Annotated in this window: 15 protein-coding genes; 5 read left to right on the plus strand and 10 right to left on the minus strand. The window is 42.4% G+C overall.

From position 1 onward, the window contains the following. Nucleotides 1-57: 57 nt before the first annotated feature. The 3 genes from crtB to V7K73_RS20810 form a co-directional block, all read right to left on the minus strand. Nucleotides 58-951 (minus strand): cyanoexosortase B, encoded by an 894-nt coding sequence (gene crtB, locus V7K73_RS20800; protein ID WP_334882621.1) that lies wholly within the window; start codon nt 949-951, stop codon nt 58-60. Between the two features lie 13 nt (nt 952-964). After that, nucleotides 965-2146, minus strand: a complete 1182-nt coding sequence (locus V7K73_RS20805) for a DegT/DnrJ/EryC1/StrS family aminotransferase (RefSeq protein WP_334882623.1) — start codon at nt 2144-2146, stop codon at nt 965-967. A 304-nt stretch (nt 2147-2450) separates the two neighbouring features. Further along, entirely contained in the window at nt 2451-2588 is a 138-nt protein-coding gene (locus tag V7K73_RS20810; protein WP_334882625.1) for a hypothetical protein, read from the minus strand. Nucleotides 2589-2699: 111 nt separating this feature from the next. On the opposite strand from V7K73_RS20810, the gene V7K73_RS20815 reads away from it, so the two are divergent. Together V7K73_RS20815 and V7K73_RS20820 are read left to right on the plus strand one after the other, a co-directional pair. Further along, nucleotides 2700-4253 carry a sensor histidine kinase gene (locus tag V7K73_RS20815; RefSeq protein WP_334882628.1) on the plus strand — a complete coding sequence of 518 codons (1554 nt, stop codon included), beginning with the start codon at nt 2700-2702 and terminating at the stop codon, nt 4251-4253. 625 nt (nt 4254-4878) lie between these two features. Next, a complete protein-coding gene (locus tag V7K73_RS20820; RefSeq protein ID WP_334882629.1) occupies nt 4879-6297 on the plus strand; it encodes an IctB family putative bicarbonate transporter in 1419 nt (472 codons plus the stop codon). A gap of 176 nt (nt 6298-6473) precedes the next feature. Here the strand turns inward: V7K73_RS20820 and V7K73_RS20825 are convergent, their stop codons facing one another. Both V7K73_RS20825 and smpB read right to left on the minus strand, forming a co-directional pair. Next, nucleotides 6474-6770, minus strand: a complete 297-nt coding sequence (locus V7K73_RS20825) for a WGxxGxxG family protein (RefSeq protein ID WP_334882631.1) — start codon at nt 6768-6770, stop codon at nt 6474-6476. A 181-nt stretch (nt 6771-6951) separates the two neighbouring features. Next, complete coding sequence (gene smpB / locus V7K73_RS20830) at nt 6952-7419, minus strand: SsrA-binding protein SmpB (protein WP_100900463.1); 468 nt, start codon at nt 7417-7419, stop codon at nt 6952-6954. 639 nt (nt 7420-8058) lie between these two features. Here smpB and V7K73_RS20835 point away from each other — a divergent pair. After that, the gene (locus V7K73_RS20835; RefSeq protein ID WP_334882633.1) at nt 8059-8742 is read left to right on the plus strand and encodes a response regulator transcription factor; all 684 of its coding nucleotides are present in this window, start codon (nt 8059-8061) and stop codon (nt 8740-8742) included. 487 nt (nt 8743-9229) lie between these two features. On the opposite strand, the gene V7K73_RS20840 is transcribed toward V7K73_RS20835, so the two are convergent. From V7K73_RS20840 to murC, 4 genes are all read right to left on the minus strand, one after another. Continuing rightward, nucleotides 9230-9700, minus strand: a complete 471-nt coding sequence (locus V7K73_RS20840; RefSeq protein ID WP_334882671.1) for a low molecular weight protein-tyrosine-phosphatase — start codon at nt 9698-9700, stop codon at nt 9230-9232. A gap of 90 nt (nt 9701-9790) precedes the next feature. Beyond that, nucleotides 9791-10138, minus strand: a complete 348-nt coding sequence (locus tag V7K73_RS20845) for a YbaB/EbfC family nucleoid-associated protein (protein WP_334882635.1) — start codon at nt 10136-10138, stop codon at nt 9791-9793. Between the two features lie 278 nt (nt 10139-10416). Further along, the gene (murB, locus tag V7K73_RS20850) at nt 10417-11418 is read right to left on the minus strand and encodes a UDP-N-acetylmuramate dehydrogenase (protein ID WP_334882637.1); all 1002 of its coding nucleotides are present in this window, start codon (nt 11416-11418) and stop codon (nt 10417-10419) included. A 122-nt stretch (nt 11419-11540) separates the two neighbouring features. Then, nucleotides 11541-13004 carry a UDP-N-acetylmuramate--L-alanine ligase gene (gene murC / locus V7K73_RS20855; protein ID WP_334882639.1) on the minus strand — a complete coding sequence of 488 codons (1464 nt, stop codon included), beginning with the start codon at nt 13002-13004 and terminating at the stop codon, nt 11541-11543. Nucleotides 13005-13407: 403 nt separating this feature from the next. Here murC and nadD point away from each other — a divergent pair, with 403 nt between their 5' ends. Then, a complete protein-coding gene (nadD, locus tag V7K73_RS20860) occupies nt 13408-14034 on the plus strand; it encodes a nicotinate (nicotinamide) nucleotide adenylyltransferase (protein WP_334882641.1) in 627 nt (208 codons plus the stop codon). Between the two features lie 116 nt (nt 14035-14150). Then, nucleotides 14151-15164 carry a type I glyceraldehyde-3-phosphate dehydrogenase gene (locus tag V7K73_RS20865; protein ID WP_334882643.1) on the plus strand — a complete coding sequence of 338 codons (1014 nt, stop codon included), beginning with the start codon at nt 14151-14153 and terminating at the stop codon, nt 15162-15164. An 87-nt stretch (nt 15165-15251) separates the two neighbouring features. Here the strand turns inward: V7K73_RS20865 and thiL are convergent, their stop codons facing one another. After that, complete coding sequence (gene thiL, locus V7K73_RS20870) at nt 15252-16298, minus strand: thiamine-phosphate kinase (protein WP_334882645.1); 1047 nt, start codon at nt 16296-16298, stop codon at nt 15252-15254.

Genomic DNA, 16298 nt, shown 5'->3' on the forward strand with positions numbered 1-16298 from the left:
TTTATAGACTCATTAAAGCAGTTCTGATACTCGTTAGAATTTACTCAAGACTCCCAACTAATGACTTTCGCCTTCTTGCTGAGTTTCTGATACTGAAAAATAGCTATAAATCCAATTCAGTAAAGGTACTAATGACACCAGCATACAAGAAGAGTAGAGGTCACCACCCCAACCCTCATGCAGCCATTTAAAAGCCGCTTCTTGACCTGTGCCGTGGAAGAAAGTCAGTAAAGTATTACGAATGATATTGGCACAAGTACTAACGATCGCAGCAAGAGATAAAAACGCTATAACTGTGCGGCGTGAAGACAAAGCGTCTGTCCAATAAAGCAGCATCAAGCCGACGTAGAGAGTAGTAAACAACATTTTCAGCCCTGCACAATAGGGGGCAACTTCTACAATCCGTCCTCCCACGTAGAGATTGATTTCATCTACGGTTACGTCCATACCAAATTGATTCAGTATAAAGCCTGCTGTACCAGCGATAAAGCTTTGGAGAGGCATAGTATAGGGAGCAATGAGATAGGGTACTGCCGTTGGGGTTGCCAAAAATACTAGTAGTAGGGGGAATCCTTGCGATCGCAAACCTGCTATTCCTTTAAACCACAAGCATAATCCTGCCAGTATAACGGGCAAGGAAAGGTTAACCCACTCTGTAACACCACTAAGATAAAACACTGCCCCGAATAACAACAAAACAGCGCCCAAAGGATGGATCGTATCTGGTAAACGTCTCCACTTTTTCCGGTTCATCCAAACCAAATAAGCTGCAAATGGTAAACCAATAATCCCGTGACTAAAATATTCGTGTTCTGTACTAATATTTTTGTTCAGCCAACCATCCAACCAGTGTAGCAATATAGGAGCATAAAGCAGCAACAAAACGCCTAAAATAGCTAGATTTAATAAGTCTGAGGCGTTTCTGTATTTAACCTGTTGCGGGAGTGCCATGATTTTCAGTAATTCAAAAACTCTCAGTGTTTAAGGGAAGTGCTTCTGCTTTAGAAGTTGAGACTGCATCAGCGATCGCAGCTACAACTTCTTTAACTTGGCTAATGCTCAAACCAGGATACATTGGTAATGATAATATTTCTTTTGAGAGTTTTTCTGCTTGGGGAAAATCTCCCGCCTGATAGCCTAAGTTGGTGAATGCTGGCTGGAGATGACAAGGAATTGGGTAGTGAATGCCTGTTTGAATTCCTGCGGCTGTCAGTTTTTCCTGGAGTTGCTGGCGTTCTATGGGGCAAGAATCATCAACTCTAATCACATAAAGATGATACACATGGCCGGTATCACTTTGGTTTTCCATAGGAATAATACCAGCAGTTGCCAATGGTGCTAGTTCTATATCATATTGCTGGGCAATAGTCAAGCGATCGTGATTCCATTGTGACAAATATGGTAGTTTCTGGTGCAAAACTGCTGCTTGTAAAGTATCCAAGCGGCTATTTGTACCTGGTTCAGTATGAAAATACTTTTGCGATGCACCATAATTTCGCAAGCGGATCATCTTCTGGGCTATATCTGAATCTTGTGTCAGCAGCATTCCTCCATCCCCAAATGCTCCCAAATTTTTGCTTGGATAGAAACTAAAGGCTGCTGCTATGCCGACTGAACCAGCGTGATATCCATCTCTTTGGGCGAGGTGTGCTTGTGCGGCATCTTCAAAAATTAGTAGTTTGTAAGTATCGGCCAAGTTCAATAGTTCATGTGGTGATACCATTTGACCATAGAGATGCACAGGGATAATTGCTTTGGTATGAGGCGTAATTGCCTTTGCTGCTTCTTTTAAGTCAATTAAAGCTGTTTGGCGATCGCAATCTACCAGAATTGGCTTCGCCCCAGCCCGTTGTACCCCAATCAAGGTTGCGATAAAAGTGTTTGTTGGTAAAATCACTTCATCGCCAGCACCAATATTACACGCTTGCAATCCGAGAGCGATCGCATCTGTTCCTGATGCAACCCCAACTCCATAAGCTGCCCCAGACGCTGCCGCAAATGCTGCTTCAAAATCTGAGACTGCTTGCCCTAAAATAAAATCTCCCTGTTCCAATACAGATTGGATTGCTTCTTGCAATTGCGTTTTAATTGGTTCATGTTGTAAGTTCAGGTTTACAAAAGGAACTCTAATGGTCATTTTATTCATTACGAATTGTCCTCAAAAAAATATTTCCTCGGATGGAAAAAATAGAAACCCCTGCACAATTTTCAGCATGAAATCGTAATAGGTTTAATCTATTGGATCGAGACTTATATAAACTATCTAGGATTGTCAGCCATTAATGCTAGCTATCATAAGTATTATTTGCTATAAAAACTACATACTTAAAATGATTCTAAGTAAATCTACTTTAAAAAATTTCAGTAAGAATTTTTCCTTCTGTACATAAAGAATCACAGCCCCTTTGTATTGTATCCTTAGCATTAGGTTACCCTGACGGAATCGAAATCTAACGCAGTCTGACTGTAAAATCCCAAGCAATAAAGGCTACACCAGCGCTAGATAAAGAATATTCAGCAGCAGTAACTAGTAACTTGTGGATAGCGCGTTGCCGACTTAATATAAGAGATAAAAAATTTTTGCTCAAAATTTGTTTGTCAGAGGCAAAATTAGGGAATGCTTAAAATAGCAATTGATAACCCAGAAATAGGGATTATATCAATTACAGTATCGATAAATTATTAAGGTAGCAGTGGCAATGATGGAGCCTGAAAATAAATTATTTGCCCTAAAGGATGGTTGGGACTCTCATGAATCAAGAGAACAACAACGCCTCAAAGCTTTGTCAGATTTAGGTTTGCGGCAACCAGAAACGATTCCCGTTTTTGAAGAGGCGACACAAACTGCTGCCCACTTTTTGGAAGCACCAATTTCCATATTGGGATTTGTGGATCAAGAACGCCACTGGTTCAAATCGGCGGTAGGCTTATCTAGGCTGGGACTGATGAATCATTTGGCACAAAGCCGCCAACTATCACGCCGGGAATCCTTTTGTACTCAAGTAGTAGAGAGTCTTCAAATATTTGTAATTAATGATACACATAACCTGACAGACCCAGTACTTGTTAGTAGCAAGTTGGTGCAGGATTATGGTATTCGTGCTTACTTAGGAGCGCCACTGATTGATGCTGAGGGACATTGTTTGGGTGCATTGGCGGTGATGGATTTAGTACCGCGCAATTTTACAAACCGAGACATTGAGTTTTTACAAATCATAGCTCGTTGGAGCATGAGTGAATTTGAACGTAACCGACTCCTGCAACGGAGACTCGAATCAAGCACTCCGGCGATCGCTCCGATATTTTCAATCAATGGCGAACGTAATACTGAGATTAAAATCACCCCAGCCACTACAGAAAGCGGCTCTGTTTCTACCAAGGAACTGAAACTGGAACTTTTGGATCAGCTAACTCAGGAGTTACGCACGCCTTTAACATCTGTACTCGGTATGGCTAGTGTTTTAGGACGTGAAATTTATGGGCCTTTGACGACTAAGCAGAGAGAATATTTAGAAATTATCCAACACAGTGGTCGGTACTTACTTTCCTTAGTAAACGAAATTACCGAACTAGGAGCTATGGATCAAAACTCAAACGTGCTAAATATCGCTCCTGTGGATATCGAAATGCTATGTCAACAAGCTATCAACACCCTTGATGAAGCGGCTAATCGCCGCGAACAAGATATCCGCCTCTCTATAGAACCGGGACGCAATCGCATTTGGCCTTTAGATAAAGACAAGGTGCGACAAATTCTCTATCACCTAGTTTTTAGTGTGATTCAACTTTCGGCTACAGGTAGCATTGTTCGCATTCATGTTTCTTACAAGGAAGATACGCTCAATATTACTATTTGGGTTTCCCATCCTTGGCTAGGGGATGGTATTACTGAAGTTGATCCCTACTTCCGTCTCAATTCTTTGTCGCTGCTGGAGCTAACAGGTGAGGTAGCAACTTACAATACTCATGCACAAACCCAGGAGCAAGGAGAAATTTCATCAGTAGCAGTGGACAACTCAAAAAACTTCACTGGGAATCACTCAAATTTCTTTGCTGCTAGTTCAGGTATAAATTTAGCTAAATCACATGGAAATATTTCTCGTGAAAGCTTGGGCTTATTGCTGAGTTGTCAACTGGCAGAATTGCATAGTGGACAAATTTTGATTCAAGGTTCACCAGAATCAGGATATCGTTATGTGCTTTCTTTGCCACTGCAAGTGGCGAGTCCTTCACAAGCAATTGGCGATGTCTAATCATAATAAGGATTGGATATTAGGGGTAAGAAAAGAGGTATAGTCCATCTATTTGGTGTGTGCTAAGTACATGAACGGCTATCTTAACTTAAGTAAGTCGGTGAGAATAAATCAAACTAGATTAAGTAATGTAAAAAATCTTGAGATTAGTTAGTAAGCTAAAATACATCTAATTTGCATATCAAAATTTTATCAATATCTTGTGGGGTGGGGCGATTTGCCCGCCCTGATTATGCAACTTAAATGCTGATTAGCTTAGTGAGCGGCTTCAGCCATCTTATGAGGACTAAAATCCTCACCCAACGGGTTTGTTAGTCGCTCATCGGGGAAACCCCCAAGATCGTGCTGCTTCACTACAAACCTTGAATTATTCACGCCGCTCTACTTAATATAGGCTGAAGTGGTTTTTGATTAAACGTAGTAGCGAATGGCTAGTACCGCAAAGCCCAAGTTACGCATTCACCCATTCAAAACAATTGTATTCCGGCCATTTGCGCCGTATTGTGCTAGGAATAAGAACGCCATCATGCGATGTGCGATTTTCGTTATTACCTTTTTATAGCCATAGGCATTATGATCAATTCCAAGTTCTGCGTCGGCAGACTAATTGATCGCAATGTTTTTTATGAATTTAGTCTGGCAACGATTTACTTTATCATCTTTACCGCTCAAAGAATACCTTGCTACCAGTTACGTACACCGTTCTTTGGTGGGACTGTTAAGTTCTTGGCGGCAAACCAGCGTCTTGATTGGGTGGGGAGATGCGATAGCAGCTGCTTTACTCAGTTTAGTATATGCGCTTGCACCTTTTGCTTCGAGTACATTGGTAGGCTTGTTGCTGGGGGCTTGTGTAGCATTTTGGCTGTTGTTGACTTTATCTGATGAAGTAACACCAGCAAATGTCTCCTCAGTCACTCCGATTCACCTGTTGGTATTGTTCTACTGGGGGGTTGCCGCAGTCGCAACGGCATTGTCACCAGTCAAAAAGGCGGCACTTAACGACCTGGGAACGTTAACCTTGTATTTGCTGCTATTTGCCCTTTGTGCCAGGATACTGAGGTCGCCTCGCCTCCGGTCTTGGATTATCATCCTTTATCTGCACATATCGTTAATTGTCAGTGTATATGGGTTGCGGCAATGGTTTTTTGGAGCCACGGCACTGGCAACTTGGGTTGATCCAGAATCTCCTATGTCTAAGACTACTAGAGTCTACAGTTATTTAGGCAATCCCAACTTATTGGCTGGATACCTCTTACCAGCAGTAATTTTTAGCTTAGTGGCAATTTTTGCATGGCAAAGCTGGATCAAAAAAGCTTTAGCATTAACAATGCTAATTGTCAATGCTGCCTGCCTGATCCTCACGTTTAGTCGTGGCGGTTGGATTGGACTAGTGGTGGCAATTTTGGCTGTGATGGCATTGCTAGTTTATTGGAAAAGCTTGGAAATGCCTCGTTTTTGGCGTACTTGGTCGCTACCGATTGTGTTGGGAGGTTTGATTGGCGTATTGTTGCTAGCAGTGATATTTGTAGAGCCAGTGCGCCTACGAGTGTTCAGTATTTTTGCTGACCGTCAAGATAGCAGTAATAATTTTCGCCGAAATGTGTGGGATGCTGTTTTCGAGATGATCCGCGATCGCCCGATTTTCGGCATTGGCCCTGGACACAACTCTTTTAATCAAGTTTATCCTCTCTACCAACGCCCTCGTTACACTGCTTTAAGTGCCTATTCGATTTTGTTTGAAGTGACTGTAGAAACTGGCTTTGTTGGTTTAGCCTGTTTTCTCTGGCTAATAATTGTCACATTTAACATGGCATTTCTACAAATGCGACGACTGCGACGATTGAGAAGTGGAGAGGGATTTTGGTTAATTGGAGCGATCGCTATTTTGTTGGGGATGCTAGCTCATGGAACCGTAGATACTGTTTGGTATCGTCCTGAAGTTAATACTCTTTGGTGGCTCATAGTTGCCTTAATTGCTAGCTATTGGACACCTTTAGCTCAAAATCAGACAAATTCATCTAACTTAGAACCAACAGTAAACTAACATGATTAAGTTGTCAGTTGTTTTCTACTAAACAACTGACAACTAAGTGAATTTTCAATTGTCTAGTACAGGGGGCGCGGAAATAAACCTACCATTTGATTACAGCCAGAAAGCACAAAAAAATTAAAGCATGAGTCACTTTTGACTTTTGGATGCGTAACTTGGGCTTTGCGGTACTAGTCTCTGTAGGTAGTGGAGCCTGGAGCATTAGGGTCGCGGTAAGCGGTGGGTTCGTTTCCACTCTTCTTACCACCCAAACCAGCCAAACCAGCTAGACCAATTAATCCTAGCCAACCCCAATCAAAACCGTTGCGATCGTTGTTGCGATCGTTATTGTTAGTGGTCGTTCCTGAACCAGTATTGGCTCCGGAGTCAGTTGTCGTTTGAGCTTGTGCGGATAGAGTTAAGGGTAAAATTCCCATACTCAAGGTGAGAACACCAGCACCAATAGCTCTAATGAAATTACTTTTCATAAGTTTTGACAATTCCTTATGCCATCCGAAGTTACTCACCACTTTATCGATTCCCAACCTAAAGAAAATCAATCTGCGGCTATAAATTAGGAATTTTCACAACTCACGCTGTGGACATACAACATACTTTTTACAGCAATCGGTTTCTCACTCTGGTGTAGTAGTTTAGCGACACTGACGCTCAATAGTTTTTCATTGCCCGTTGAATGTCACGCTGGTCTTGGCGTCGTTTCAGGTCTTCTCGCTTATCGTGGAGCTTTTTACCTTTGCCAAGGGCTATACTCACTTTTACCCAGCCGCGTTTGAGATACATTTTCAAAGGGATTAAAGTTAAACCCTGCTGTTCTACTGTGCCAATTAGCTTGCGGAGTTCTTTGCGATGCAACAGCAGCTTGCGTGTGCGCCGTGGTTCATGATTAAAATATTGTCCACTAGCGTTATAAGGCGAGATATGCACATTGATCAACCATGCTTCACCATTGCGAAGCAAAGCATAGCCATCTTGGAGATTGACTTTACCCGCACGAATCGACTTAACCTCGGTTCCTGTCAACTCAATTCCAGCTTCGTAAGTTTCTAGAATTTCATACAAATAACGGGCTTGGCGGTTGTCGCTAATAACTTTGTAACTGTCGCTCTTGTCGCTCATTGATAATTTCGTGTGCTTTAAATGTACCTAAAAAATTATTTGGATTCGCTTGTTAATTATAGGCTGTATCTTAGAACTGCTATAAATTCTCAACTGTATATCACTAATTTAGCTTTTATCAGTTCCCAATTAAGAGTTTGCTGGTAACTTTAAATTATATGATACCGATTACCTGTGAGCTAGGTAAGACTTGAGGCTTAAGCCCTAAGTCTTACCTAGTTTGATTTTGTGTAGTTTCACAAAGAATTGCTATGATGCCAATAATCGTTAGTGATTAGCTAATAATTAATTACAAAGGGCAAAAAATAAAAGATATTTATCCCTAGTTAGCTTTTCATAAATTATTTATTAAGTTAATATTAATTTACACTATAGTAGTATTTACTGTGCTTTGTTGATGAGTTGTTACAAAATACAAAGCTCTCTATGCCTCCTAAATAGAGCGAGTCAAAGGTGAGTTACACTTCTTTAAACCTTCTTAAGCATTTAAGATTTTCTTTATAAATCATCCCTAAAGACATCATTAGCTGGTAATACTGTCATAGGATGAAACATAAGAACACTATTATTGGCTGTGTTCACCGATTAAGCGCGTAAAAGCAAATTCATAAGTAAAAAAATGCTAGGGGTGTATTGTCCATGCCCTTGACGATCCTTGTAGTGGATGATGATTTGGGCACTCGTCTGTCTGTTAGTGACTATCTTGAACTGTCTGGCTACTCAGTGATTACGGCTAATGACGGTCAAGAGGCTTTGGTTATGGTAGAAGAGCATCATCCAGATTTAATTGTTACGGATATCGTGATGCCACAGATGAATGGCTACGAACTAGTGCGCCGAGTGCGTCAACAACCAGTGTTTCGGTTATTACCTGTAATTTTATTAACAGGGCGAACTAAGACCCAAGAAAGAATTTTGGGCTACCAGTCAGGGTGTGATTTATACTTACCCAAGCCTTTTGAACTGGAAGAGTTAGCAGCAGCAATCCGCAATCTTTTGGAGCGATCGCAAATTATCCAATCGGAGTATCGGTTTTCTCGTAAAGAGAGTTTGGGCATTTCCGCCTCGACAAAAGGGGTAGATACCCATAATTCTTTCTCCACTCAAATTCAGAAATCCCACTTGCACTCATCCCTAACTCATAGAGAACAAGAAGTCTTAGAGTTATTGACTCATGGTCTTTCTAATGCCGAAATGGGTCATCAGCTACACCTGAGTCCTCGCACCGTGGAAAAATACGTTAGCAGTTTATTAAGAAAAACCTTAACCAGCAATCGAGCGGAATTAGTGCGTTTTGCGATAAAGCATGGTTTGGTGGAATAAAAAAGTTAGGAGTTAAAATAATTCGTAATTCGTAATTCGTAATTCGTAATTCGTAATTCGTAATTCGTAATTCGTAATTCGTAATTCGTAATTCGTAATTCGTAATTCGTAATTCGCAAATTTTGTTTTGTAATGGGGATTTCACCCCAATCGCATTACTTACCGGTTTTAGAACCGGGGGACTTAAACCCACGGAACTAGTTAAAAGTGAGCAGTTAGAAATAAAATCAGTGAACAATCAACAGTTATCAGTTATTGGAGTACAGCGTAGCCTTTGAAACAGTGAACAGATATAGTGGGCGACTTAAACCAAATTATTTTAACTGATAACTCCAAACTCCAAACTCCAAACTCCAAACTCCAAACTCCAAACTCCAAACTCCTAACTCCAAACTCCAAACTCCAAACTCCAAACTCCAAACTCCTAACTCCTAACTCCTAACTCCTAACTCCTAACTCCTAACTCCTAACTCCTAACTCCTAACTCCTAACTCCTAACTTTTGTAAGCAGACCTTCACAAGCATCGATCAGTAAATCAATAACCCGATTAAATCCCTCTTCACCACCGTAATAAGGATCTGGAACTTCCTTCAGGGTATGTCGAGAGCAAAACTCGCACATCAAACGCACTTTATGCTGATACTGCTTAGTTTGATCGAGAGTGAGAATGTTCTCATAATTTTCTTGATCCATCGCTAAAATTAAATCAAAGTTTTGAAAGTCTGACTTTTGAAACTGGCGGGCTTGACCACGTAGTTTAATTCCCAACTTTGTAGCAGCCGCAGCACTCATGCGTCTGTCAGGTGGGCTACCAACGTGATAACTAGATGTACCTGCTGAGTCACAGAGTATCTGTTCGCTCAAGCCAGCCTGCTCAATTAGATGATTCATAATGTTTTCTGCCGATGGCGATCGGCAGATGTTACCTAAGCAGACAAATAACAACTTGTAAGCCATAGATATGTTTTCTCCTTTGTCAATAGTCATTTGCCCTTTGTCCAATGACCAATGACCAATGACCAATGACTAATGACTAATGACTAATGACTAAAATCCAGGAAGTTCTAGTCCACTGGTCAATTCTTCCATACGTTCCCGCATTGTTGCTGTGGATTTGTTGTAGGCTTCTTTCATTGCCACTGTTACTAGATCAGAAAGTACTTCTGCACCTTCCTTTAGAGCCTCTGGAGAAATTTCTACCCGCTTGGGTTCTTGGTTTCCACTGACAATCACCTTCACCAGACCACCGCCAGATTCTCCTAGAATCTCCATTTGCTCCAATTCTTCTTGGAGTCGCTTTGCGCCTTCTTGAACTTGCTGCGCTTTCTTAAAAGCGTCAGCCAGTTCCTTCATTTTTCCTAAGCCAAAGCCAAATCCTTGTCCTTTACCTGTCATAATTATTTGTACGCCTGTGCGCTGAATAACAAATCAAATTCAATTATAGATGCGGTAAGTAATTTGCCTGCTACACAAAACTTGACTAAACTTTTTAAAAGCTAGTTATTGAACTAAAGTTTCCAATAGATGGGTCTGCTTCTTGCTTCAACCAAGGGGAGTAGGGAGTAGGGAATAGGGCATTGGGCATTGGTTATTAATTCATCTCCCTCATCTCCCTCATCTCCCTCATCTCCCTCATCTCCCTCATCTCCCTCATCTCCCCCACTCGCCATTTTTTATCCACAAGCACCTTGAAACTCTCCGAGCATTTTGACTTCTGGCTCTAAATTAATAGACCAACGTTCTTGTACTTGATGTTGGATGTGGCGAATGAGACAGAAGATATCACTAGCTTTTGCTCCACCACGGTTGACGATAAAATTAGCATGGAGTTGTGCTACTTGCGCTCCACCAATTTGGTAGCCTTTGAGACCAGTTTGTTCAATTAACCAGCCAGCGCTGTAAGGTTTGGGATTGCGGAACACACTACCACAACTGGGGAAGTTGTATGGTTGAGTGCTTAACCGATGTTTTTTGTGTTCTCTAGTGATAGCCAGAACTTTTGCTGGGTCGGCACCTGGCGCGAGTTGCAATGTGGCTTGGGTGACTATGCGATCGCCACCTTGCAATAATGAAGTTCGGTAGCTATAACCTAAGCGATCGGGGGTAAGAGTTTCCAATGTACCATCGGGTGAAAGTACCTGGGCGCTAACTAACATCTCTGCGATACAGCTATTATGTGCGCCTGCATTCATCACCACGGCACCACCGGCTGTTCCAGGGATGCCAACAGCCCACTCCAATCCTTGCCATCCTAATTCTGCTGCCGCCCATGCCAAGGTAGGAATTGATTCTCCAGCAGCAACGGTTAATTGACCGGTTTTGGGGTCAAAGTTGCTGAAGCGGAGATGACGAGTAGCAATAACTAAGCCTGATATACCCCCATCGCTCACCAGCAAGTTAGAACCTGCTCCCAGTGTTGTCACCTTTAAATTACGTTCTTTTGCGTATTTAAGACTTGCTTGCAGTGCTTCTATGTTTCGAGGGGCAACGTATAAATCAGCTGCTCCCCCAACTCTATAGGAAGTAAAGGCTGACAAAGAAGCCTGGGATTTGATCGCACAATCAGTATTGGGTAAGTAGATTACTTCACTCTCCACCGAATTAGTTGTTTGGGGTTTCTTTGTATTCAAAGCAGAAACTGTGCAGACGTTTCCAGCTGCCTGGGAAATGGTCATCTTTAGTTTTTTGGTAAAATTTTTACATTTGTTTACCGTTACAATACGGTAAGAGAGTTCACAGATGGAACCGTTGCTAGAGGGGCGCTTTGCTCAGAAATAAAACTTCGCAAAGCCTCCACTTAAGATGTGGCTTTAGCTGGTTCGCAAAGTGTCGTAATTATTTCAGGAATTACCTGATTCAAGTTCCCAGCCCCCAAAAACAGCGCCAAGTCTCCTGGGCGTAGGCTTTGCAGCAAAAACTCACGCACTGAGGGTAAAGTTGGTTGATAAACTACAGGAGAATGCTTTTTAGCAATTTGGGCCGCTAGATGTTCACCAGTAATTTGCCCTAAATTGGGTTCACCTGCACTGTAAATATCAGTCAGTACAACCAAATCAGCATGGGTAAAGGAATCGGCAAATTCTTCTAAAAAAGTCAGTGTACGGCTATAGCGATGGGGTTGGAAGATGGCAACTACTCTTTGTCCTGGTCTTGCTTGTAAGCGTGCTGCGGCAAGAGTAGCGCGAATCTCGCTAGGATGATGAGCATAGTCATCTATGAAGGTAATACCATCGACTTCACCCCGGAATTCAAAGCGGCGTCTTGCTCCTTCAAAGGTGGCGATACCTTTGGCAATTTCTCCAAATTCTAAGCCCAAGAGACGACCAACAGCTACTGCTGCTAAGGCATTACTGAGATTGTGCCGACTGAGCAAACGCAAGTTCAACACGCCCAAAGCTTTGCCTCTTTCCCAGACTAGAGCCGTGGTCCCATCAGCCCGATAATCAATATTAGTGACGGTGTAATCAGCGTCGGTATCTGAGTGTAAGCTGTAGGTAATTGTGGGTTGCAAGCGATCGCGCACTGTGGCACAGTCAATGCTACCTATTAACGTTTTACAACCCTTAGCAAATGTCTGGAAAATGTCAATTACTTCTTCTAATGACTCGTAATGGTCTGGATGATCGAGTTCAATATTGGTGATGATGCCAATCTCTGGAGCGTGTTTTATCAAGGAACCATCAGATTCATCTGCTTCGGCTACCAAATATTGGCTTTGTCCCAATCGAGCATTCCCTGACCAAGCATTGACTTCGCCACCAACTAAAATCGTTGGGTCAAGACCTGCTTCCAAAAGCATATAGCCAATCATGCTACTGGTTGTAGTTTTGCCGTGTGTTCCTGCGACTGCAATACTGTGGTAATCGGCAATTAAAGCTGCTAGTACATCTGAACGATGTAAAATTGGGCAACCTAATTCCAGCGCTGCTTTGTATTCTAAATTATTCGTGTTAATTGCTGTTGAACAAATTACTTGAGGCAGTATTGAGTTAGTAGCAGTAGGTAATTCTTCTTGTGAATTTAATACTACTGCATTCGCTAATACCTGAGGGCGAAAGAATTCGAGATTGCTTGCCTCTTGTTTACCAAAAATATGAGCGCCGATAGATTCCAACTTGTGCGTAATGTGGTTAGGACGAAGATCCGAACCTGATACTGGAAATTGGCGCTTGGCGAGAACGTATGCCAGAGCAGACATACCTATACCACCGATGCCAATGAAATGAAATGGTCTACCACTAAAATCTACAGAATTTGTCATTTCTTACTCCTTTTACACCACACCACACCATAGATCACAAATGACACGCGTATCATAACAGGAATTTGATTTTTACCGTAACTGTCCCTTAATCATGTTTATGTTTGATGCCCAGATGATATTTTTGCTCTGATTTTGCTTGTTCAGAATGATTTTACCTTGCTTGGAGGTTTTTACTATTTCTGAACTGTTTTCAAGATTATTCTGAAAATTTTGGTCGCATCGGGAAAGAAATTCTTGTAATGTCAAATACATCTTTTTGGCTACCTTACTGGAATTGGCTACATCATACATTGTTAGTCAAGCTGATTTTAAATTGCATCCAGTCTAGGCATGAATTGACTACAATAGTACATTGATAATGAAACTATTTTTCAATTGCATAAAATGCACGCATAACTGGATGCAGCAACTAGCAATTTTTGGTGGCACATTTGATCCAATTCATTGCGGACACCTGCTGGTAGCCGAGAGAGCTTTGCATCAAGTATCCCTTAAAAAGGTAATTTGGGTGCCATCCCTAAATCCTTTGTACAAACAAGCAGCTTTGTTTGAACATCGTGCGGCAATGCTGCAATTAGCCATAGAAGATAACCCAGCGTTTACTGTCTCACTAGTGGAGGCAAATCGCTCTGGGACTTCTTATGCTATTAACACCCTGATTGACTTATCTGCTTCTTACCCAAATACTCACTGGTACTGGATCGTAGGTTTGGATACTTTCCAAACTTTACCCCGTTGGTACCGTGGACACGAACTAGCACAAATGTGTGATTGGTTAATAGCACCCCGACTGCTAGGTGGTGAGACTATAACTCAAAGCAAATTAATCTGCAAGCAAGTGGAGGAACAACTTAAAGAGCAGTCACATATTATTCACTGGCAACTCTTAGATATACCTTTAGTAGGAGTTTCGTCAAGTCTAATCCGCAAATTTTGCCGCGAATGCCAGTCAATTCGTTATTTAGTCCCGGAATCGGTCAGATCATATATCACTAACAACAATCTCTACTCGAACAAATCTGAATAAATTATGTGTTTTTTTATTGATCTAACACTTTATCGTTAAGATTGCCCCCCCCCTTTGCGATATGATTGGGGTCAACGATATCAACATATAAGCATAAATACAGAGGGCAAGACACTGTGATTAGAGTTGCAATCAACGGTTTCGGGCGGATTGGACGTAACTTTGCACGCTGCTGGGTGGGTAGAGAGAATAGTCAAATCGACCTTGTGGCTATTAATGACACTTCAGACCCTAGAACCAATGCTCATCTGCTGAAATATGACTCAATGCTAGGGAAGATCAAGGGTGCTGAGATTAGTGCCGATGATAACTCTATCATCGTTAACGGTAAGACCATTAAGTGCGTATCCGATCGCAACCCTGAAAACTTGCCCTGGAAAGAGTGGGGAATTGACCTAATTATCGAAGCAACCGGGGTATTTACTAGCAAAGAAGGAGCGCTCAAGCATGTAAATGCTGGAGCCAAAAAAGTTCTGATTACCGCTCCTGGTAAAAACGAGGATGGCACTTTTGTGGTTGGTGTGAATCATCACGACTATGACCACAATAAACACCACATTATCAGTAACGCTAGCTGTACTACCAACTGCTTGGCACCGATTGCCAAGGTGTTGAACGATAAGTTTGGCATCATCAAAGGCACGATGACCACCACCCATAGCTATACAGGTGACCAACGCTTGCTAGACGCTTCTCACCGGGATTTGCGACGGGCGAGGGCAGCAGCGATCAACATTGTACCCACCTCCACTGGTGCAGCAAAAGCAGTGGCGCTGGTTATTCCAGACCTCAAAGGCAAGCTAAATGGTGTTGCCTTGCGCGTACCTACCCCGAACGTCTCAATGGTAGATTTCGTAGTTCAGGTTGAGAAGCGTACTATTACTGAAGAAGTTAACCAAGCTCTCAAAGATGCTGCTGAAGGGCCACTTAAAGGCATTTTGGATTATAGTCAACTAGAACTGGTATCTTCCGATTATCAAGGTAGTGATGCTTCTTCGATCGTTGATGCTAACTTGACTTTGGTTATGGGCAATGACCTAGTAAAAGTTATGGCGTGGTATGACAACGAGTGGGGTTACAGCCAACGAGTTTTGGATTTGGCAGAATTGGTAGCCGAGAAGTGGGTTTAATTAAAAAGTTAGGAGTGAGGAGTGAGGAGTTAGGAATGAAAAGTAAGGAATTAAAACTCATAACTCATAACTCATAACTCATAACTTCTAACTATTGAAGTGTTGAAATCCCTGGCTAAGACTTAGAACTTGGTCAGGGAATTTTTTTTGTTCGTCGTGCAATAGTACTGTTGATCCGGGTGTAATGCTGCCTACTTTCGCAGCATCTTTACCAAGATGTTGCACTAAGGCTGATGCTGACTCTTGTGGTAAGCACAGCACTAATTCAAAGTCTTCGCCACCGTATAAAGCATATTCTAGGGCTTGTTGTGTCAGCCAATGGTCAAAAGCTGCTGGAATGGAAATTTGTCTGCGTTCTAGAACAGCGCCAACGCCACTGGCGCGGCAAATTTGAATAATCGCATCTGCCAAACCATCGCTGCTATCCATACCAGCAATCGGTAGTTGGGAGTTAGGAGTTAGGAGTTGAGAGTTAGGAGTTAAGATTTTGTGGAGGATTGGTAAGACATCTAATCGTGGCTGTGGGCGTTGGTGGGCGCGGATTAGAGCCGTGCGTTCTGCGTCGTTGAGGTCTTGGTCTTGTCCTAATTCGGGATGCAAGAGCAGTTCTAAGCCGGCTCTTGAGGCTCCATGAACGCCTGTAACGACGATCGCATCTCCCACAACAGCAGCAGAACGGCGGATAATTCGATTAGGGGAAACTTGACCAAAAGCAGTAATTGCCAGAGTAGTTACAGGCGATCGCACAATATCACCCCCAACAATTGAGGTATTGTATTTTTGCAGGCATTGTGTCATTCCCTGGTATAATCGCTCAACCCAACTCACCCTAACTTCACCGGGGAGTCCCAACCCGACGGTAATTCCCAATGGTGAAGCGCCCATTGCTGCTAAATCTGATAAATTGGCAGCAGCAGCCCGCCAACCAGCATCTTCTGGGGAAGTGGTGACATTGCTAAAATGTACGCCATCAACCAGCACATCTGTTGTCACCACCAAAGATTGCTCTGGTGCAGTCACCAGAACTGCTGCATCATCGCCGATAATTTCTGGAGGACAAAAGCGCTGTAATCTTTCTAAAAGACCTTGTTCACCAATATCTTTTACTTGTTGAGAAGATAACTCACTGTTCAC

The sequence above is a fragment of the Nostoc sp. genome, assembly GCF_036916975.1.
Taxonomy (GTDB): Bacteria; Cyanobacteriota; Cyanobacteriia; order Cyanobacteriales; family Nostocaceae; genus Nostoc.